Origin of the sequence: Chondromyces apiculatus DSM 436 (assembly GCF_000601485.1) — a bacterium.
Lineage (GTDB): Bacteria > Myxococcota_A > Polyangia > Polyangiales > Polyangiaceae > Chondromyces > Chondromyces apiculatus.
In genome coordinates this window covers 1-20,770 of record NZ_ASRX01000122.1, presented here as the reverse complement: position 1 = coordinate 20,770, position 20,770 = coordinate 1, and the positions used below count along the sequence as shown (strand labels likewise).

General features: G+C 71.6%; 16 protein-coding genes. 6 read left to right on the top strand and 10 right to left on the bottom strand.

The features are described 5' to 3' along the window. The 3 genes from CAP_RS42010 to CAP_RS42000 all read right to left on the bottom strand — a co-directional run. A partial coding sequence (locus CAP_RS42010; RefSeq protein WP_052376883.1) for a bactofilin family protein occupies window positions 1–434 on the bottom strand: 434 nt, incomplete at its 3' end. A 3-nt stretch (window positions 435–437) separates the two neighbouring features. Then, entirely contained in the window at window positions 438–749 is a 312-nt protein-coding gene (locus CAP_RS42005) for a bactofilin family protein (protein ID WP_044251916.1), read from the bottom strand. Between the two features lie 31 nt (window positions 750–780). Continuing rightward, window positions 781–1,176, bottom strand: coding sequence for a bactofilin family protein (locus CAP_RS42000; RefSeq protein WP_044251914.1), 396 nt, complete (start codon window positions 1,174–1,176; stop codon window positions 781–783). A gap of 183 nt (window positions 1,177–1,359) precedes the next feature. On the opposite strand from CAP_RS42000, the gene CAP_RS53080 reads away from it, so the two are divergent. Beyond that, window positions 1,360–2,610, top strand: a complete 1,251-nt coding sequence (locus CAP_RS53080; RefSeq protein ID WP_197041585.1) for a hypothetical protein — start codon at window positions 1,360–1,362, stop codon at window positions 2,608–2,610. Window positions 2,611–2,776: 166 nt separating this feature from the next. On the opposite strand, the gene CAP_RS41990 is transcribed toward CAP_RS53080, so the two are convergent. Both CAP_RS41990 and CAP_RS41985 read right to left on the bottom strand, forming a co-directional pair. Beyond that, complete coding sequence (locus tag CAP_RS41990; RefSeq protein ID WP_052376882.1) at window positions 2,777–4,177, bottom strand: S41 family peptidase; 1,401 nt, start codon at window positions 4,175–4,177, stop codon at window positions 2,777–2,779. A gap of 49 nt (window positions 4,178–4,226) precedes the next feature. Continuing rightward, complete coding sequence (locus CAP_RS41985) at window positions 4,227–5,417, bottom strand: cytochrome P450 (protein WP_044251909.1); 1,191 nt, start codon at window positions 5,415–5,417, stop codon at window positions 4,227–4,229. 600 nt (window positions 5,418–6,017) lie between these two features. Here CAP_RS41985 and CAP_RS41980 point away from each other — a divergent pair. Continuing rightward, entirely contained in the window at window positions 6,018–7,757 is a 1,740-nt protein-coding gene (locus tag CAP_RS41980) for a hypothetical protein (protein WP_156041645.1), read from the top strand. A 4-nt stretch (window positions 7,758–7,761) separates the two neighbouring features. Here the strand turns inward: CAP_RS41980 and CAP_RS46800 are convergent, their stop codons facing one another. After that, a complete protein-coding gene (locus CAP_RS46800; protein WP_052376880.1) occupies window positions 7,762–9,288 on the bottom strand; it encodes a M61 metallopeptidase family protein in 1,527 nt (508 codons plus the stop codon). Between the two features lie 125 nt (window positions 9,289–9,413). Here CAP_RS46800 and CAP_RS41970 point away from each other — a divergent pair, with 125 nt between their 5' ends. Both CAP_RS41970 and CAP_RS41965 read left to right on the top strand, forming a co-directional pair. Continuing rightward, window positions 9,414–9,824: a hypothetical protein gene (locus CAP_RS41970; protein WP_044251906.1), complete on the top strand. Its 411-nt coding sequence runs from the start codon at window positions 9,414–9,416 to the stop codon at window positions 9,822–9,824. A 151-nt stretch (window positions 9,825–9,975) separates the two neighbouring features. Then, complete coding sequence (locus CAP_RS41965) at window positions 9,976–10,986, top strand: DNA methyltransferase (protein WP_231512017.1); 1,011 nt, start codon at window positions 9,976–9,978, stop codon at window positions 10,984–10,986. On the opposite strand, the gene CAP_RS41960 is transcribed toward CAP_RS41965, so the two are convergent. The 3 genes from CAP_RS41960 to CAP_RS41950 all read right to left on the bottom strand — a co-directional run bounded on the left by CAP_RS41960 (window position 10,967) and on the right by CAP_RS41950 (window position 14,977). Further along, window positions 10,967–12,949: a protein kinase domain-containing protein gene (locus CAP_RS41960; protein WP_044251904.1), complete on the bottom strand. Its 1,983-nt coding sequence runs from the start codon at window positions 12,947–12,949 to the stop codon at window positions 10,967–10,969. The genes CAP_RS41965 and CAP_RS41960 overlap by 20 nt on opposite strands. A 154-nt stretch (window positions 12,950–13,103) precedes the next feature. Then, window positions 13,104–14,057, bottom strand: a complete 954-nt coding sequence (locus tag CAP_RS41955; RefSeq protein WP_052376879.1) for a hypothetical protein — start codon at window positions 14,055–14,057, stop codon at window positions 13,104–13,106. Then, window positions 14,057–14,977: an SPFH domain-containing protein gene (locus CAP_RS41950; RefSeq protein WP_044251901.1), complete on the bottom strand. Its 921-nt coding sequence runs from the start codon at window positions 14,975–14,977 to the stop codon at window positions 14,057–14,059. Before CAP_RS41950 ends, CAP_RS41955 begins: the two co-directional genes overlap by 1 nt. A 76-nt stretch (window positions 14,978–15,053) precedes the next feature. Between CAP_RS41950 and CAP_RS41945 the strand changes: the two genes are divergently transcribed. Beyond that, the gene (locus CAP_RS41945; RefSeq protein WP_044251898.1) at window positions 15,054–16,868 is read left to right on the top strand and encodes a TolB-like translocation protein; all 1,815 of its coding nucleotides are present in this window, start codon (window positions 15,054–15,056) and stop codon (window positions 16,866–16,868) included. Then, the gene (locus tag CAP_RS46795; protein ID WP_052376878.1) at window positions 16,865–19,096 is read left to right on the top strand and encodes a hypothetical protein; all 2,232 of its coding nucleotides are present in this window, start codon (window positions 16,865–16,867) and stop codon (window positions 19,094–19,096) included. The genes CAP_RS41945 and CAP_RS46795 overlap by 4 nt, the downstream gene beginning before the upstream one ends. Here the strand turns inward: CAP_RS46795 and CAP_RS46790 are convergent, their stop codons facing one another. Next, complete coding sequence (locus tag CAP_RS46790; protein WP_081865826.1) at window positions 19,097–20,605, bottom strand: PAS domain-containing protein; 1,509 nt, start codon at window positions 20,603–20,605, stop codon at window positions 19,097–19,099. Between the last annotated feature and the right edge of the window lie 165 nt (window positions 20,606–20,770).

The following is a 20,770-nucleotide window of genomic DNA, read 5'->3' as shown; positions in this document are numbered from 1 at the left end:
GCACGCGCTGCAGGCGCTGCGGCACGCGCTGCGGGCGCGGGGCGCGCGGCGGGAGCGGCAGCGGCAGGGGCCTGGCGCGACTGGGCCGCGGCCTGGTGAGAGGTGCCCTCGGGCAGAGGCCCGGCCGTCGAGACATGGCCGCGCAGCAGCGCACCCGGCCGGATGCCCACCTGCGGGGCGCCCAGGTCGCCAGCGACGCGCGCGCCCTCTTCGAGGACGACGGCCTCCTCGCCCGACACGTTGCCCGCCACGGCGCCGCGCACGGTGACGCGGCGGCCGCGCACGTCGCTCCGGACGAGCGCGCCTTCGCCGATGGTCACGTCGCCCGTGACGGCGACGCTCCCCTCGACGCGACCCAGGATCTCGAGATCGCCCTCGCCGCGCACGTTGCCGCGCACGGCCGTGGTCGGCCCGATCGAGGAAAGGACCGCCATCGGCTACACGTCCATGTCGACGTTGCCCTTGAACTGGGCCCCGTCTGCGATGGTCAGCCGCGCCGCCTTCACGTCTCCCACGAGGCGGCCGCCCGCGAGGAGATCCACGCGATCGCTCGCGCTCACGTTGCCGGTGACCGTACCGCCCACCTGCAGCGTGGAGGCCGAGACGTCAGCCTCGATCACCGCGCCCGTGTCCACGGTCACGACACCTTCGGCGCTGAGCTTGCCCCGCAGCGTGCCGGCCACCTCCACGTCCTCGTCGGACGTGATCTCGCCCTCGATCGTGAGCCCGTTCCCGATGATGGTTGCCACTTCGTGCTCCTCGTCGCCTTTGACCTGCGGACTAGCGGGACCCTGGACGCCCTGTGAGCTCGGGCGGCAGCTCGAACTCGGCCTCGATGCGGCCATCGAACGCCGCGCCTTCTTCGAGGACCACCTCGGCGCCCAGCATGTCGCCGGAGACGCGCGCGGTGGACCGGATGGTGATGGGGCCGCGCGCCGAGGCATTCCCGGTGAGCTGCCCGCCGATGGTGAGCGCGCCAGCATCGACGTCGCCGGCCACGGAGCCGCCGTCGTCGATCTCGAGCTCGCCGCTCACCTGGACGTCGCCCTCGATGGAGCCCTCCACGCGCAGCGAGCCGTCACCATGGACCCGCCCGCGCACGCGCGCGCCGCGGCCGAGCACCGAGTCGGTCGCCTCGGAGGGGGATTGCCGTGCTGCTGTTGAGCCTCGAGCCATGCGAACCCTTCTACCTTGTGCGGCGCATTGCCTGCTGCGCGGCGGCGCGGACGCTACTCCAAGGCGCCTCGCCTCGCAACCGGCGTGGGCACCTGCCACGCGGCTGTTCTCCGCGGCGCCTGCCCTGCCGCGCGCGACTCTCGGGCGGTCTGGACGCGGGCTTTCTCTGGTAGAAGTCGGGCGATGCTTAACACCCAGCTCCTTCGCCCGTTTTCCTGCGCGGCCGCCCTGGCTGCGCTGCTGGTAGGCACCACGGCCTCGGCACAACCGGCGCAACCGGCGCAACCGCAGCTTCCGCCCCCGCCCCCTGCTCCAGGACAGCCCGCACCGGGTGGGGCGCCGCAGCCTCCACCCACGGGAGCGGAGGCCCAGCAGCCGGCGCCTCCCCCTCCTCCTGGCACACCGCAGCCTCCCCCGGGCGGGCCCACGCCTCCGGGCGGATGGCAGGTTGGCGCCCCTCCGCCGCCCCAGCCGGGTGGCGCTCCCCCTCCGCCTCCAGGCGGGTGGCAAGGTCAGCCCCAGGGCGGATGGCAAGGCCAGGCGCAAGGCGGATGGCAAGGCCAGCCTCAGGGTGGATGGCAAGGTGGGGCGCAGGGCGGACGGCAAGAGCAGCCCCCGGGTCGATGGATCGAGCCCCCCGAAGGCGACTTCGAGGGCGATGGAGAGATCGCTCCTGAGGGCGAGGCTTCGGACCCGGGACAGCCCCGCCGCAAGCGCAGGCTCGGCACGATCACGCCCCAGGGGCTGCCCCTCGCGATGCGGGGCGGGCTGCGGCTGGAGGCGGCGCGCATGTCCGGGGACGATGAATACGCGTTCGGCACCCTCGACGTGGTGGGGCAATTCCGCCTCGCCAAGCGGGTCTTCCTCGATGCGCGCATCCCGCTGACGGTGGGCAGCCTGGGCAACCCCATGCTCGGCGCCCACGTCGTGCTGCGGCCTGCCGAGAAGCTCTGGGTCACGCTCGGTGGCGCGTTCGGCATGCCGCTCGTCGGAGAGGACGACGACCTGGTGGTCGCCGGGGGGACCTCGCAGGCGCTGTGGAACGTGCACGAGTTCAGCCCGGAGACCGTGCCCTTCCTGTTCCAGGCGGGCGTGGAAGGGCACTTGGGATCCATCGGCATCCTCCGCGCAGAGCTCGACCCGGTGCTGCACGTCCGGCTCACCGACCGCACCGATGCCGCCGAGCTCGCGCTCCAGTACGCCTTCGAGGTGCAGATCGGTCACGGCATCGGCGGCGGTCTACGCTTCCAGGGCGTCTCGCTCGTGACCGAGCCAGAGGGCACCCACCAGCTCGCGCTGGAGCCGTTCTTCGTCCTGGAGCGAGAGCACCTGTTCCTGCGCCTCGGCATGCTGCTGCCGGTGACCGATCCGCTCGGCTCGCCCTTCGATCCCGTCTGGGGCATGCGCGTGGCCACCGGCATCCACCTGGACTGATCCCGGCCGTCATCCATGCGGCCGGGGACATCACCCGCTTCCTGAGGCGACGGACGTCAGGCCCGAAGCGGCAGAACGCTCTGGAAGCCTCGGGTGGATCGCGGAGTGGGGGTCCCGACGAGCTTTGCTCGGCGGGGGGCGGGGGCGCGAGCCCCTGCCGTGTGCATCAGAAAGCGCCGATCTCCTGCTGTAGCCCGCGAAGCTGGAGGGGACGGCGCTCCGGCTTCCGGGCAGCCGACGCATCCGCCGCGCCCTCGGGCACCGGCGCCGAGCAGGTCTCGGTGTGCTCTTCCTCGTCGTCGACGTCGCTCATGAGCCAGTGGATCGCCTCCTTGACGGAGGCCTCTGCCGGGTCGCCCAGGGGAGCGCTGAGCTGGTCCTCGGCGGGGCAGTCGACGGGCAGTCCATCGTAGTACCCCCCCTCCCCTGCCGCGTTCATGCTGCGGAACGTGATCGGCGTCACGGTCAGGCTGCAGTCCTCGTACGCGACCGATCCCACGGGCTTGCCGTAGGTGTCGGTGCCGATCACCGCGACCTCGATGAAGGGATTGAGGCCGTTGATCACCAGCTCGCTCGCGGAGGCGGTGGAGCCCGTGGCGATGACCGCCACGCGAGACAGGTTGAGCTGGTGCTCGGTGACGCTGAAGCGCGCGATGCCGTCCTCGTCCCGGAGGCGCTCGTTGTGGATGGTGAGGTTGTAGGCCTCTCCGTCCAGCGCCTTGCCGCCGATGAGGCTCGCGAGGAGGCGGGAGGCGTCGGTGTAGCCGCCGCCGTTGTAGCGCATGTCGACGATCAGGTCGTCGACGCGCGCCTCGTGCAGCACCGCGAACGCCGAGCGCAGCTCCGCATACGTCGGACCGATGAAGCGGTCGACGAGCAGGTAACCGATCTTCCTGCCGTCCACGTCGAGGATCCTGGGCTCCGGCACCGAGATGACCGTGTAGACGCGCTTCTGGAGGGAGAGCGTCTCCGGCGCGCCCCCCGCCTTCCTCACGTCGAGCGTGACGGGCACGCCCTCGGCGTCGCCGCCGGTGATGGTGGCCCACCGGCCCTCGGCCTCGATGGTGGCGATGTCCACGCCGTTGATCTTGAGCACCTCATCGCCACGCGCGAGGCCAGCACCGTCGGCGGCAGAGCCCTCGTAGACCATGGCGACGCGGAACCCGCCCTCCGGGTCGAACTTCCAGCGGAGGCCGAGGCCGACGGATTTGCCCTCACCGTAGTACGCGCTCGTCGTGGCGGTGGAGGAGACGTGGCTCCAGAGGTCGCGCTCCTCGTACCGGATCGCGTCGAGCAGGGCCGCGGGCGACTCGTACGCGAGCGGGTCGATGCCCTCGGGGATCTGATCGTTCCAGAGATAGACCTCGCGCATCCTCTTGAGCAGCCGCTGGTTCTGCGCGCCGGTGGAGCAGTCGACGAGGGGATCGATCGCCTCGGACTGGACGCACCCTGGAGCCGCCACGGCGATCACGAGGGCGCTGACCACGCCGCGCCCCCGGAAGACGGCACCCAGCAGGGAGCGGGACGGGATCGAGCGAGGAGATCGGGGACGTGCGATCGGCGCCATGGCCGCCCAGTGTACCCCGGCGGCCGACGGCACCGGCAAGCCCCCTCTCTCACGCCGGGATGAAGCGCATCGGCACGGAGATGGGGCCACGGAGCGAGATCGCGCAGGTGTACGAGACCTCGCCCGGCAGCCGCTTCACCCTGCGAAAGCGGGAGATCATGGCGGCCAGCGTGATCCGCCCCTCCAGCCTGGCCAGGGCGGCGCCGAGGCAGAAGTGGATACCGTGCCCGAAGGCCATGGCCCCTTGCGACTCGCGATCCATGTCGAACACCTCGGGCTGCACGTACACGCTCTCGTCCCGGTTGGCGGACCCGATCAACCCCACGATGAGCGAACGCGCCGGGATGAACTGACCGCCGACCATCACGTCGGTGGTGGTCATGCGCGGCAGCCCGTGGAGCGGCGGCTCGAAGCGCAGCACCTCCTCGATGAACGCCGGGATCATGGACGGGTCGGCGCGGAGCCGGTCATGATCCTGGGGGCGGTCGGCGAGGATCATCAGGGCGTGGGCGATCAGGTTGACGGTGGTCTCGAACCCACCCGTCAGGAGCAGGAACAGGAACGAGGTGATCTGGACGTCGGTGAGCTTCACGCCGCCGATCTCCGCGCGGGTCAGGTCGGTCACGATGTCCTCGCGCGGAGAGCGGCGGCGGGCGGCAATCACCTCCCGGAAGTAGCGGTTCATGTCGCCGATCGTGGACCGGATGGCGCTCGCGAGAGGCTCCTGCGTCCTCGGGGTGACGGCGGCGAGGTGCTCGCCCCAGCGCTTGAACTCCCGGTGCAGCTCCGGATCGAGGCCCAGGATCTCGGCGATGATCCGCGCCGGGAGCGGCCCCGCGAGCTCGGCGACCACGTCGGCGTCGCCCATCTCGCGCAGGCGCTCCGAAAGCTCGCTGGCGACCGCCGTGACCCGCCCTTCGAGGCGCGCCATGTTGCGCGGCGTGAATGCGCGGCTCACCAGCGAGCGGAGCTGGGTATGGTGGGGCGGGTCGAGCACGAGGATCGACTCCGCCACCGGATTATGACCAATGGTGGGCGGGGACATGATCACCCCGAAGCCAGAGGAAGAAAAACTCGAGGTATCCCGCGCGAGGCGCAGGACATCGGCATGCCGCGCGACCACCCAGATCCCGTCGGGCTCCACCTGGCATACTGGTCGGTTCTGGCGCAGCTCGGCATAGATCGGATAAGGGTTTCGGCGAATGTTCTGATCCAGAAACAGATCGATTGCGTGGTCCACGGTGCCTCCCGGTGTTCATTCACTTCGGTGGAGCGACTGTCGGTTCTCATGAGGTATCCCCGCGAAACAGAGACCTCGCAAGGAATCACGCGCCATCCCGGATGCCCGGGGCGGTGACCTGATGAAATCGTCTATGAATCCAGTATGTCGAACCTCTGTCGGCCGCGATCTCCAGAGTCAATGCGCGCATGCACTCCGTGCGGGGCGGGGTACTGCGCCTCCCTGGCGTGGACGAGGGACGTTCCGAGGCAATGAGCCCTGGCCTCGCGGACGTCCCGCGAGGCGTGGACGCGTGAACGCGTGAACGCGTGAACGTTGGGCTTCTACACGCTGACCGCGCCGGGTAGCTTTCTTCTTTCGATGTTCATCCCGCTCCGCCGTCTCCTGCAGGCTCCGAGCGCGCTGCTTTTCGTCGCGTGCGCCCCTGGCGCTGACATGCAGCCATCTCCGCCCCCCACGGCGCCTGCTCCTGTCACCGAAGGTGCCGCACAGCGCGCTTCCTCAGGTGCTCCTGGAGGTGTCACCGGAGCAGGATCGTCTCGGGTCGAACCCCCGCCTCGCGAGCGCCGCACGCTCACGCTGCTCACCGATCGCGCCGCCATGCGCGCCCTGGAGGCCCGCGGGTTCAGCCTGGGAGAGCGCCTCGACGGTGCTGCGGGCAGCACCGCGGTCCTCGCGCGCGGGCCCCGCTTTCGCACCCTGGTGCAGGAGGTGGAGGCCGAGGTGAATGCCATTCGCACGGCCGACCCGCGCAGCGGCGTGGGTATCGGCGACAAGCCGCACCGGCTGCTCGATGTCGCCTGGCTTCGCTCCCCGCACGCGCGCTTCGCGCTGAGCGCAATCGTCAATCGCCTCGACCGCGCCCCGTTTCATCCGGAGGGCTGCGGCGAGGTGCGGCTCGTGTTCCGGCTCGCCTACGATCGCCCCTCACCCGCGGGCTCCGTGGCATCGAAGCTGCCAGCGACGGTGAGCCTGGAGCTCGTCGTCCCTCCTGCGCCGACCGGTGGCGGGTGCCGCGAGGCAGCGCTTTCCTGGCAAGCTCCAACCGCGCTCTCCGGCGAAGCGCTCGCCACCTGGCTCACCAGCGAGGAAGGCGCGCTCTCGCCCTCCCGCGTGGCGTCGTACCGGCTCGCCACCGTGAACCTCAACGTGCAGACGGTACGGTGGCCCTCCACCGTGAGGCCCACGATGGCCGGCCACGCGGAGTACCTGCTCCGGAGCTTCCAGCCAGCGCCGGACGGTAGGCTCATCCCGAAGCTGCTGGAGAACACCCCCGACGTGGCGCGGCTCCGGGCGGACCGGAAGCTGCGGCAGGATCTCCTGCGCTGGATCGGCACCCCGGAGCACCTCGCGGCCATCGACGAGGGCACGGCGCTGCTGCCCGAGCGTTTCCTGGCGACGCGGGCGACCTCGGTGAGCCCCCGCGGCCTCGCGCGGCGGCACAACCGGCCCTTCCGGCAGCTCTTCGCCCCCCGGGACCTCGCCAGCATCGATCTCGCCGCCTACCCGAGCGTGAAGTCCCCGGCGGCGCTCCTGCGGCGCCTCGACCAGCTCACCTGCCAGGGCTGTCACCAGAGCCGGAGCGTCGCGGGGTTCCACCTGCTCGGCGAGGAGCCTGACGATTACCGCGGCGCCAATGGCCTCGCCGTGGCCTTCTCCCCCCACCTCGGCGGAGAGCTGGCGCGACGGGCGTCCATCACCGCAGCGCTCGCGGAGGGACGCGCGCCCCTCATGGCAGCCCCCATCGCCGAGCGCAGCGGCATCCCTGCGAGCGGCGGCGCACGCCATGCCCACTGCGGCCTTGGCGACGCCGGCGACCCCGGCTTCACGGACTGGACGTGTGCCCCCGGCCTCACCTGCAGCGAGGAAGACCGCGACACCGAGGATCGCGGCGTCGGCGTGTGCACCACGCCAGGCGGAGGGCGCGTCGGCGACGCCTGTGAAATGGCGCGCATCCAGCCGAACGACAGCGGGAGGCGAGACGGTGTGGCCACGGTGATCAAGCGCGCCTGCCTGGCCCCGGGGGCATGCGACACCAACGAGGTCGGCTTCCCGGGCGGGATGTGCGTGAGCGCCTGCAACGGCGCAGCGCCCGGGGAAGAGGGCCTCTGCGGCGGCATCCCGGTGCTCACCGCATTCAATGGTTGCCTGGCGCGGCACCTGCCCTTCGAGCAATGCATTGCCGAGACGGTCCAGCCTGCGCAGCTCGCGGCGTGCGACGCGAACCGGCCCTGCCGTGACGATTACGTGTGCGCGCGAACGCCCTCCGGAGGAGGCGCCTGCATGCCGCCCTATTTCCTGTTCCAGCTCCGGGTGGACGGCCACCCGACCGGCGGGTGAGAACCTACGGCGCGCGAGACACGGGTGGGCCCGCCGCGATCGCGTCCCGGATCGCGGCGAGGGGCGCCGAGGGGTCGAGGAACACCCGGCGCTCTGCAAGGCGCACCCCGAGGCGGCGCCACAGCGCATCGAGGTCGACGTCCACCGGCCTGTCCTTCCAGCGCGCGTAGAGATCGCTCAGCACCGTCACGCCCGTGGCCCTGTCGCCGACGTCGAGGGCCTGCTCGATCGGCCAGCGCACCGAGATGTTCCCTCCCTCGGCGACGATCGCGCGCAGGGCGTCGTCCAGAGAGCGCGCATTGCCCGTACGCTCGCGGATCTCCAGATCGGCGAGGAAGCAGAAGAGGGCGCCGCCCCAGTAGGTGCGACCCCAGGTGGGGGTATGGTCGAGCCCCCGGTCATCGGGCTCGGGCAAGCCCTTGGGCAGACCCAGCGCCAGGCCGCGCCACACCTCCTCGGGCTTGATGATGCCGAGCCGCGCCCGGGCGATGGGCTCGACGTAGGTGGCGAGCCCCTCCTCCAGCCAGGAGTGCCGCAGGTGAAGGTTGGGGAACGAGAGGTGCACGAACTCGTGGGTCAGCTCCCAGCTCCGCGCCAGCGCCTCGGTCGTGGTGCTGCGGCCGATCCGCGCGATGACCGAGGCGCCCCCGTTGCCGAGCGCGGTCGAGAACCCGGGCCTGCCATCCGGCGTGGGGAGGATGATCACGAGCGCCGACGGCACCGGAAAGCGGCCGAAGTACGTGGAGATGCCGCGCGCCGCGTCGTCGACCCAGCGGCGGAGGTGGTCGTGATCGACGTCGATGGCCCCGGGCAAGACCGCCACGTCGACGACGCCTCCGGGCGCGGCCACCTCGAAGCGCTGCAACACCCCGAACGCCGCGTAGGGCGTGCGGGGCAGGTCGGAGAGGCGCGCCTCGTAGACGGAAGGATCGTCCGGGGCCCTGAAGAGCCCGGAGACGAAGCGCAGACCGGGCGGCGTGTCGACGCGCAGGCGAAAGCGGCCCACGTCGGGATCAGGGACACCGGAGAGGGGCTGGAGCAGCCAGGTGGAGGGCGGGGCGAGGTAGGCGCCGTTGCGCTCGGCGGCGTAGCCGACGTCGTCGAGGGACGCGGCAGCCTCGTCGAGGAAGAACCGGTAGTGGACGCGGCAACCGCCGGGGCACGGAGGCACGCGCAAGGTGTCCCCCTCGGCGGACAGGGCCTCGGCAGCCCCCCTGCCAGAGAGCGCCACGAACGTGGCGTCACGCACGAACGACGCGGCGGCTTCCTCGACCCGGAAGGTGCGCGCCGGGCCCGGCGGAAGGGTCATGTCAACGGTCAGCACCTCCGCGCGAGGCCCCGCCTTCACGACGTACGTGATGGGCGCCGTGGCGCCAGGCAGGGCCGCAGCAGGCAAGGCGGAAGCAGCGGCCGACGCTTGCAGCGGCGCCACCGGAGGCGCAGCGCAGCCGGCTGCGAGCGCGAAGGACGCGAAGGACGCGAGGGACGCGAGGGATGCGAGGGACAGGAGCAGGTGAAGGCGAGGGTTCACGGCGCCCTGGGCAGGGTAGCGCCGCCGTCGCCGCGCGACACGGCACGTCTCTGCGAGCCAGCGACGGGAGGTTTTGTGAGGCGCTCCAGGTGGGTTCGGGTAGCCTGAGCGGGCAAAGGGACGCCATGTCGGAAGAGTCCGGGCGAAAGCGGCTTCAGGATCTCTCAAGAACGCTCCAGGAGAAGCTCACCTCGACCGGAGACGCGCCGGTCAACAGGCGGGCCCTCAAGACCGTGGAGCGCCTCGCCCGCGACCTCACCGGCGAGAGCGCGATGCCAGGCCTCCGCGTGTGGCGCGACGCGGCCGGCAAGTTCCGGCTGCAGAGGCCCCCGCGCAACGCCGAGATCACCCTGGAGTGGCAGCGGGACATCGGCGCCATGGTGCTGATCGCCGAGAAGTTCGGCGAGCCGCGGAAGCTCGTGCGCTACGTCTACGACCAGACCGGGGACCTCTTTCGCCGCATGGAGGGAGAGGGCGAGCTGCACGACGACCTGACCGACACCATCATCGAGTACCTCTACCCAGAAGCTCGTTGACGCGCCTGCTGACGCGCACGCTGACGCGCCCGCACGCCCACGGCCGGGGACCGTCTGCCGTTTTCTTGGACTGTTCTGCCCGTTCCGCTTGGATGGGCGCGTGCTGCCCGCCGTGCCACGCCCGTCTCAGCGTGATCTCCGCCCCACCCTGGTGCTTGGAGACGCGCTCGATCATTACGGCGCCTGGCCGAGCCCCACGGTCATCGTGTCCGACGGTGCCTACGGCGTGTCCGGCTTCCCGGGCGACCCTCCCACGCCTGACGGCCTCGCCGACTGGTACGCGCCCCACGTCGAGGCGTGGTCCAGGCGCGCGCTACCGTCGACGACGCTGTGGTTCTGGAACACCGAGATTGGCTGGGCGCTCGTGCACCCGCTCCTCGCGCAGCACGGCTGGGAGTACCGGACCTGCCACATCTGGGACAAGGGCATCGCCCACATCGCCGGCAACGCCAACACCCGCACCCTGCGTAAATTCCCGGTCGTGACCGAGGTGTGCGCGCACTACGTGCGCGAAGTGAAGCTCGACGCGGGCGGCGTGAAGGTGCCGATGAAGGCCTGGCTCCGGCAGGAGTGGGAGCGCTCGGGGCTGCCCATCGGGCGGACCAACGAAGCATGCGGCGTGAAGAACGCGGCGACCCGCAAGTACTTCACGCGCTGCCACCTCTGGTACTGCCCCCCGGCCGAGGCCTTCGAGCGGCTCGTCGCCTTCGCCAACACCCACGGCAGGCCCGAGGGGAGGCCCTACTTCACCGTCGACGGCCGCCGCTCCCTCACCGGCGAGGAGTGGGCCGGCCTGCGCTCGAAGTTCCACTGCGAGGTGGGCGTCACCAACGTCTGGCACGAGCCCGCCGTGCGGGGCGCCGAGCGCTTCAAGTCCGAGGCGAGGGCGCTGCACGGCAACCAGAAGCCCCTGAAGCTCCTCGACCGGATCATCCGCGCCTCCTCGGACCCGGGAGACGTCGTCTGGGAGCCCTTCGGTGGTCTCTGCTCGGCGGCGGTGGCCGCGTTCTCGGCTGGCCGCGCCTGCTACAGCGCCGAGATCGCGTCTCACTACCACGGGCTCGCCGTGGAGCGGCTCGCGCGCGTCGCGTTTCGCGAGGCGCCCCTGCACGCCGCGGCCCCGCGCCCTGCGCGCGCGGGCGTCAGGGTTTCGGCGGCTTGATCGACGACGACGACGTGCGCTCGAGAGCCACGGTGGGGAGCTGCGCCACCGAGGCCGCGTCGCCCGCGATCGTCTCGAGCACGTTGAAGACGCGCACCTCGGAAGTGCCAGGCTCCGCGACCGAGCCGTTCTCTTCGCAGATGAAGAATCCCTGCACGGTGTCGCAGAGCGCCTCGTCGACGAGGATCTGCCCGCGCGCCGCGCGCTCCGAGAGCCGCGCCGCGCGCGCGACCACCTCCCCGAGCACCGTGTAGTCGAGCCGTCCCATCGACCGCGAGCCGATGCTGCCAGAGATCATCTCGCCCGAGGCCACCCCGATCGAGACCCCGCACGAGTAAGGCGAGTCCTCGCCGACGCGATCGACCATGCGCGTGAGCTCCGTGCGCACCGCGAGGCACGCCTCCACCGCGCGCACCGCGTGGTCCTTGCCCTGGAAGAGGGCCATCACCGCGTCGCCGATGTACTTGTCCACCACGCCGCCGCGCGCGGTGAGCTCCGGGACGATGATCTCGAAGTTCGCGTTGATGAGGCGGATCACGGCGTCGGCCGCGAGGGCCCGGGAGCGCTCCTGGAAGCCATGCAGGTCGATGAACACCACGGTCCCGTGAACGAACTCGCCGGCGAGGCTGTCGGCGGAGCGGATCACGGGGAGCAGGCGATCCACGATCCCATCGTTCACGAAAAGCCGGAGCAGGCCGTTCTCCTCCATGGCGCGGATGCTCCGGCGCACCTCGCGGGCGCGCCTGGCCGCGTTCTCGATCGTGGCCTCGAGGTCCTTGAAGTCGATGGGCTTGACCAGGAAATCGATGGCGCCTCGGTTCATGGCGGCGCGAAAGTTCGCCGTGTCGCTGTAGGCGGACACCATGATGACCTTGAGGAGCGGACTCACCTCGGCGGCCTGACGCAGGAAGGTGAGCCCGTCCATGCCGGGCATGTTGATGTCGCTCAGCGCGACCTCCAGCTCGGGGTTCCGGCGCAGCTCCTCCAGGGCCCCGAGGCCGTCGGTCGCGAACGTGAACTGGTAGACGTTCCGCTTGATCTGCTGCTTGAAGCGCTGCTCGATCAGCATCTTGACGTCGGGCTCGTCGTCGATGACCAGGATCTGGGTGGTCCGGAGGGGCCCCTCGGCCTCGGCGAGCGCCGCGAACGCGGCCGCCATCTCACCCACGGACTGGAAGCGGTGGCTCGGATCCTTGGCGAGGGCCCGCTCGAAGAAGGCGTCGACCTCGCTGGAGAGCGACGGGACGAACGACGACGGCGGGGCATGCGTCCCGGTGCAGATCTGCACGATGATCTCGCCGATCGCCGCCGCGGCGAACGGGAGCTGCGCGGTGAGCGACTTGTACGCCACCACCGCGAGCGACCAGAGATCGCTGCGGGTGTCCACCGGCTTGCCCCGCGCCTGTTCGGGGCTCATGTACGCAGGCGTCCCGACCAGCATCCCCACGCGGGTGATGTCGTTCCAGGCCTCCGCTTGCCCGTTGACCAGGGCCACCACCCCGAAGTCGAGGATCTTCACGTGCTCGCCGCCCTCGCCCGCGACGATGAAGATGTTCGCTGGTTTGAGGTCGCGGTGGATGATGCCCACCCCGTGCGCCGCGCCGAGCGCGCGCGAGGCCTGCAGGAGGATGGTGTTGACCGTGGAGAGCGGGAGACGCCCCCGCTTGCGCAGGCGCGAGTCGAGATCCTCGCCGTCGAGGAGCTCCATCACGATGTAGGGAGCGTTGTCGTTGATGCCGTAGTCGTAGACCTGGATGACGTGCGGGTTCCGGAGCTGGGCGATGGCCATCGCCTCCCGCTCGAAACGCTCCTTCGAACTCGTCGAGCTCACCTGATCCAGGCTCATCAGCTTGAGCGCGACCCGGCGGCGGAGCTTGGTGTCGAAGGCCACCCAGATCGACCCCATGCCACCGCGCGCAAGCTCGCGCTCCAGGAGGTATTTTCCGCCGATCTCTTGCGCCATCCGAGGCAGGCCAGCCTACAGCAGCAGCTTCCACAGGAGCAACGTGGAACCCCTTTCGCGCACGGGGATCGCCTCCTGCGACCGCCGCGCTTCTGGGGGGAAGATCACACCTCGCCCGCGCGCCGCGCCGGCATTTTGCGGCCGTTCGCGGCGCTCACGTGCCTCCGAGCAGGAGGGCCGCCACCGCACTCGCCTCGCTCGCACCTTCGAGCTGGCCATGGGTGAGGGTCATGGTGGGGACCGACGCGAGCTGCCATCTCAGGCTCCCGGAAGTGTCGGCGCCCCGGGGGGAACGCGGCGCCTGCGGCATCCTGGCGAGGATCTCCACCCGCCGAAGCTGTCCATCCGCGATCACGGCCAGCTCCACCCGCGCGGCCTCCCGGGTGACGGGCACCACCACCGCGCCCAGCGCCACGAGTGCGCGCGTGAGCCGCGCTTCCACATCGTCTGCCGCCTGGAGGGGACGGAGTGCGGTGGCCAGCTCCACCCCGGCCACCGACGCGGCAGGGCGCGCACCTGCCTCGCGCACGGCGCGGCGCACCCGCTCGGCGAGCGCGGCGTCCCGATCCAGGGCGGCGCGGTCGGCAGGATCCATGCGGAGCACGTAGCGGAGCAGGATCGCGGACCCCACCGCCGGCAGCTCCGCCGCTTCGAGCTGCGCGCGCCTGACCACCGCCGCCGCGGCTGGATCGTTCGTGGCGTCGAGCAGCGCCGCCGCCCCGCCGAGCACCGCCTCCGGCTCTGGCCGCTCCGGCGCCGCGCGCGGCACGGCGTCGCGGTAGGCACGGTGCCATCCCTTCTGGACGCCCGGGAGCCGCAGGGCCAGGTCGAGCCCGGCGAGCTCGGTCTCTGGCGTGCGCACCGCCCGGGCGAAGGCCTCGCGCAGCGCCCCGAGGAGCGCCGCATCGCCCGAGAGCGCGGCGTACGTCGGCGCGTCGACCACCAGCACCAGCCGCGCCGCGCTCACCTCGCGCGCGCCCAGCGTCCAGCGCTCCGCGGCCCCCACCATCTCCAGCTCCGCGCGCTCCACGAAGCCGGCGAGGCGGTGCGCCCCCTCCGCCGCGAGCAGCGCGCCCGCGGCGCCGCGCAGGGCGGAGAGGGCCTCCATCAAGACCTGCCCGTGCGGCCACGCTGGGCGGTCGACTCGGCCTCCAGCGCCGCCTGCGCCTCCATGACCGCCTCGGCCTCCCGCTGCGCCTTCGCGTCGATGGCGACGTGCGCCGGGAGCGCGGGGGACGACGGGCCGACCCGCATCTTCTGCGGCTCCGTGACGGCCGCCTCCGCCATCGCCGCCGCCGTGTGGCGCACGTCGTCGTAGGGCTTGGCGAGGTCGAAGATCACCTTGGTGTTGCCCTGGGAGAGGTTCGCGAGCGCCTCGAAGCGCCGCAGCTCCATGGCCCCTGGAGAGCGCGCGAGGATGCTCGCGGCCTCGGCGAAGTTCTTGGCGCTCTCCACGTCGGCCTCGCTCTTGATCACCACGTAGCGCCGGTCGCGCTCGGCGATGGCCACCTTGGCGAGCACCTCCTGCATCTGCGGCGGGAGCTGGACGTCCTGCAGGCCGATCATCTCCACGTGCAGCCCCCAGCCGCCCACCACCGTCTCCACCTGCGCCCGCACCTTCGCCGCCACCTCTTCCCGGTGGGCGAGCAGATCGTCGAGCCGGGTCTCGCCCACCACGTCGCGCAGCACCACCTTGGCCCGGTCCTTCACGGCCGCCTCGTAGTTCTCCACGGCGAGCGTCGCCTTCTCGGGATCGATGACCCGGTAGTAAACGACCGCATCGACCATGGTGGTCACGTTGTCCCGGGTGATCACCATCTGGCGCAGAAGATCCCGGTTCTTCATGCGGGTGTCGATGCGCCGCAGCTCCTGCAGGCCGGGAAGGAACAGGGTGAGCCCTGGCATCACCCGCCCGGAGAGCTTGCCGAGCGTGAACCGCAGCGCCACCTCCCACTGGTTGATCTGCCGGAGCCCGGACAGGACATAGGCGAGGGCCAGCAGGAGGACGGTCAAGAAGATCGGGGCCATCCTCTGACTCTAATCCATCCCGCGGGAGAGGCAGCGACATTGCCGCGCACGCCCCGCAGCGCTAGGCGCGGAGCCCATGTCCGATGTGGAGGGGGCCGAGGGAGCCGAGACCGGCGTCGACAGCCAGCACTTCGTCCCGAAGCGGAGGATCTGGCCAGCGCTGCTCGTCTTCGGCGCCCTGCTTGCCGGCGCGGCTGGCTACGGCGTGTGGCTCTGGAGGAGACCCGCGCCGCTCCGGGTGCTCGTCGCCGTCGATCTCGACGGGACCTGGTGGGAGGGCTCCGAGCCCGCCGCCGTCCTCGCCGACCGCGTGGCCGAGCACCTCACCAAGCTCGGCTTCGAGCCCGTGCGCGGCGGCGATCCCGAGGTCGCGGCCGTCCTGGAGAAGGCCAGCTCGCCCGAGGACGCCGCGCGCGCCCTCCGCGCCGCCTTCCTGGTGACCTCCGTGCTCACCCCCCAGGTCATCGAGCACCCCGTGAAGGGCCGCCCGGCGGGCGCGACCCCCGAGGCGCCCGGCGCGCAGCCCCAGGGCAAGGGCTACGTGGAGCTGCGGGCCGAGGGCCCGATCGCCGTCCGCCACCTCGACGATGATGGCGCCCCCGAGCAAGGCACGATCAGCTCCTGGTCCGGCGCTCCCGAGAAGCCCGAGGCGATGCGCCTCCTCGCGCGATCCCTCGCCACCATGGCCGTGGACGAGGTGGTGCCCCGCCTCCTGGAGCACCCCACGGTGAAGTCCGTCCTGGAGAGCAGCGACATCAAGCGCCTCGCCCAGCTCCAGCCTGCGAAGGACTACGTCAAGTACCGCAAGCAGCGGCTCGCGCAGGCGACGGAGGCGTACGACGCCTTCGGGCAGCAGCGCCGGGGCCAGGAGCAGGGCGCGGGCAAGGTGACCTACCACAGCGCCCCTGGCGCGGCGGACACCCTGGGCACCGTGGGCCCCGCGGGCGCCCTCGTGAAGACTGCCGACGTCACCCCGTTCATCTCTCCGGGCAGCCTGGATCTCAACTACAACGTGCGCATGGAGACCGTGGTCTGGCGCGCGCCGGACGGCACGGAGAAGCCGCTCTGGACCGGCTACCACGTCTTCAGCCAGCCCTCGGCGGCCCCCGAGGGAGCGCCGGTGCTCTTCGTGGAAGACCTCTTCGGCTGGGCGAAAACGCTCACGGTGGTCGGCGCCGACGGCAAGGCGCGGCGCCTCCGCGTGGACCCCGAGCACCGCTTCGTCGGCCCCGAGGTCGCGCCGGGCGGCAAGCTCGCCGCGCTCTACGATCGCGCCTGCCGCGAGTGCGCCGGCGACCTCCTCGTCGTCTCGCTCGACGACGGCAGCGAGCGCTACCTCCTGCCCCTCGACGGCGGCGAATTCCACGGCTTCGCCTGGCTCGGCCCCTCCCTGCTCGCCCACCTCTACCGCCCTGCCCCGCCCCCTGAAGGAGGCGACGCTCCGCGACAGGCGCTGTCGATCGTGGACCTCGGCAAGACCCCACCCGCCATCGTCCGCAAGATCGAGGTCCCTCGCGGCGAAACCTGGGCGAACCCCTCGGCCAGCGCCGACGGCCGCCGCCTCGCGCTCGTGCAGTTCGGCGAGGGCCTCCCCCGCCTCGCCACGGTCGAGGTGGAGACCGGCAAGCTCACCGCGCACGACCCCGGCGGGCGCGCCGACGAGCCCGCGCTCTCCCCCGACGGCACCCGGATCGCGTTCAACCGCGAGGGCGACATCGCCCTGCTGACCGTCGCCACCGGCGAGACCCTCGCGCTGACCTCGAACCGCTTCCCCGAGCGCTCCCCCCGCTTCTCCCCCGACGGCAAGCGCGTGTACTTCCAGTCCCTCGGCCAGGACCCCAACTACCCCCGCCGTCAGGTCGCCCTCATTGCCTCGGTCGAGGTCCCGTGAGCGAGACCGCCCTCTTCTTCGGCCTCTCCAGCGCCCGCCTGCGCGCACGCTGCCGCTGGGGCGGAGGCGCCCTCGCGTTCACCCTGTTCCTCCCCTACGAGATCATCGACGGCGTGCCGCAGTTCGTGTGGCAGCTCATCCCCGAGCTCCCCCCCGCGGGCGTCGTGGCATCCCTGGCCCCCACCGCCGCGGGCCTCGCCATCGTCATCGCCTCGTTCCTCACCAGGCGCGCCACCTCGCTCGCCACCACCGTCCTCGCCGCCCTCACCCTCGCTGCGTTGCTCCTCCAGCTCGGCGCCGACGCCGCCGCCTGGGAGGTGCTCGCCGTGCCCGAGAGCCTCGCCGATCGCTCCACGCCCGCGCTGCTCGCGCTCTCCCTCACCGCAGCCGGCGTGAGCCTCATGTTCCGCCCCTGGGCGCGGCGCGCCGGCCGCGCCGTGCTCACCCTCGCCGTCGCCTCCGCCGCGCTGTTCTACGCCTGGCCCACCCGCGGCGAGGCCCCGCTCCTGACCCTCGGCCGCGCCCTCGCCGTGCTGCCCGAGCTGCCGAGCTTCGGCCTCCAGCTCGGGATGCTCTTCATCGTCCTCGTCGCGCTCTGGCCGCTGCTCATCCCCCTCGCCGGGCTCCACACCCTGCGCCGCCCTCCGACCCGCGAGCAGCCTGTCCTCGCCGCGTTCGCCCTCTACGGCCTCCCTGGCATCCTCCTGATGTTCGCCTACCGCGGCTTCATGGGCGCGCAGGCCGGCGCTGCCCTGTGGGCGGCCCTGCTGACGATCGTGATCCTCACCGCCCTGCTCTGCCTCGTCGCCTCCGCCGTGGAGGTGCTCGGAGAGGCATGGGTGACCCCCGAAGCCGCCCTGGAGCAGCCCCAGGGCCTCCCCCTGCGCCGCGCGCTGGCCGCCGCCCTCGCCGCCGTGACCCTGCTCGGCGCCGCCCAGTGGGTGCTCTCGCGCCCCCCGTCCAAGGGCGTGACCTGGACCCTCCAGCAACCCACCGCCGACGGCGACAAGCTCTTCGGAGAGCTGCTCCACGCCTGGGGCCAGGCCCGCCTGCGCTGGGACCGCCGCGTCCGCACCCAGAGCGCCGCGGGCGGCCTCGTGGCCGTGAAGGCCGCCGCGCGCGAGCTCACCACCGCCGCCCACCGCCTGGACCCCGGCCTCGGCCAGGCCATCGCCGCGCTGACCGCGGAGGCTGGTGACCTCGACCTGGCAGGACGGCGCTGGTACCGGCTGATCGGCGAGGTGAACGAGGCAAACCGGCGCGCCGGCCTGCCCTACTACGTCGACCCCACGGTGAGCATCTACCAGACCGAGGAGGGCCTGCGCCGCCACTTCTCCGTGCACAGCTACCGCATCGAGAAGGTCCGCCGCTTCCTCGTGGGCCGCAAGGAGCTGGCGACCCTCCAGGTGCGGCAGATCGGCACCCGGCGCGGCGACCACACGCGGCTTGGCTTCTCGCGCGACCTGCAGCCCTTCGCACTCGTGGTCCTCGACGAGCTGACCCCCCACCGCGACGAGGTCGCCGCCCTCGCCACCGCCTCCCGCTGCACCGCCGCCCCGAAGCTCGACCAGGCCACCCCGGCACCCGATCCCGCAGCTTCCACTGCGCCTGCCAGCGCCGACCCTGCCCCGCCTGCCAGCGCCGACCCTGCCGCGCCTGACACCGCGGCCCCTGCCGCGCCGCCAGCCGCGCTCCCCACCCTCGTCCCGGAGACGGACGAAGCCCTGGCACGCTGCGGAGAGCTGCTCGCTGGAGCCGTCAAGGACGCCGGAGGTCAGGACCAGCTCCTCGCCGCGCTCACCGAGGCCACCGAGCGCCACGAACTGCAGCACCAGGTGGACGGCCCCCACCTCCCCCTCGCGAGCCTGGTGCTCAAGCGCCTCGCGGCCTACGCCAAGGAGTCCCAGGACCGCGTGAACCGCGAGCTCTCCGCCTACCTCGCGGAGATGACCGCCCCCGGCGCCGCGCCCCGCCTCGGCCTGGTGCACCTCGCGCGGTTCATCCTGCTCACCCCGCGCGGCACCGAGCACCACGTGGGCACCCTGGCCCTGGAAGCCCTCACCGGGCAGGAGGTCCCCCGCGAGGGCAACAAGGTCGACCGGGCAGCCGTCGCGCGCGCCCTCACCGAGCTGGGTCGCGAGAGCGACGACGCCCTGCGCGCCCGGGCAGCGCAGGCCTGGTCCTCGCTGTTCGGCGTCCCCCTCGTGCCTCCTCAGCCCGTGCCCTGATCAGCCCCCCGCCGCCTTCTCCCGGAAGCTCGCCCGCAAGCACCGCAGGAGCCCTGCCTGGAGGTTCCGCAGCATCGGCACATCGGGCAAATCCACCCCCATGCTGACCATGCTCTGCGCCACCGCGGGCCGCACCCCGGTCAAGATCCCCTCCGCCCCGAGGAGCTGCACCGCGCGCACCAGCCGCGCGATGTGGTGCACCGTCGCCGTATCGAGCGACTCCACCCCCGTCACGTCGACGATGGCGTGACGCGCGCGCGTCCTCACCACCTCGTCGAGCAGCATGTCCATCAGCCCCTCCGCGCGCACCTGGTCCACGTACCCGACGAGCGGCAACGCCAGCACCCCTTCCCAGACCTGCAGCACCGGCGTCGTCAGCGCCCGGATCGTCTCCTGCTGCTGCGTGAGGAGCGCGAGTTGCTGGCGCAGCTCCCGCTCGAGGCGCGCCTGGTCCGTGACGCAGATGGAGACCCCGAGCACCTCCACGACCTCCCCTCCCTCGCCCTTGACCGGCGTGAGGTGGGTCTGCCAGGTCTGGTCGGCGATGTCGATGCGGTACGAGACGCTGTTCCCCGCGAGCGCCTCGCGCGTCGCCTCGACGAGCTGCGGGTACGCCTTATACACCTCGAAGATGTTCTCGCCGACGGCATCCTCCTCGTTCTGGCCGAGCAGGATGTAGGCGTTGCCCTTCTTGACGGTGAACGTGCCGTCCTTGTCGATGGCCCAGACCAGGATGGGGCTCCCCGTGAGCACCGCCTGCAAGAGCCGCTTCTGCTCCGCCAGCGCGACCCGCTGCTTCTCGTTCTCGGTGACATCCTGCACGAAGCACGAGACCCCGATGGGCACGTCACGCTCGTCCCGGAGCAGCAGGAACTGCCACGAGCAGGTGATCTCACGCCCCTCCTTGGTGCACACCGGCGCCACCGTGGTCGCGATCTGCCCGGCGCGCAGCGCACCGGCGAGCGCATAGCGGTAATTCCTGGTCTCCTCCGTGCTGAGGAGGTCGACGAGCCCCTGCCCGATGGCCTCCTCCGCGGCAAACCCGAAGATGCTCTCCGCCGCGGGATTCCAGGAGACGATCTCGTCCGGCAGCGCCAGCTCGATGACCCCGATGTCCGTCTTGCGCACCAGCGCGCGCACACGTTCGCCAGACTGCTCGGTGAGATCATCCGCCCTGACGCGCGTGACGACGCCATGGAGCAGCCCCTGTTCATCCCGCCCCCAGATGAAGTGGAACCGCTCTTCCTTGCCCGACGCCGTGCGCAGGCCCCCCGCCCACCCCCCCGACCGAGGGTCACTCAGCTCGGAGAGCAACCACCTCGCCTGGTGCTCGTCATGCGCGCGCTCGGTGAGGACGCCACCCCCGAGGTCCCCCATGACCTCCATCCAGGCCGCGTTGCCATGGATGACGTGTCCCTCGCCGTCGAGGACGCAGAGCATCCCCGGAAAGGCCGCGAGGAACCGGGCAGGAAGATCAGGGGATAGAGCAAGGGCGTCGTTGGCGGCCATGGTGTGCTGGGCAGCGTGAAGGGAAGAGAGTTCACGGGAGAGGATACGGGGGGAGCGGGAGAGAAAGGGGGAGAGGATTCGGTGGAAAGAGGAAGAGGAAGGGGAAAGGGCAGGGGTGCGCGCGGGGAGCGGGGATTTGGTGGGGGTTTTGGTGGGGGAGGGCGG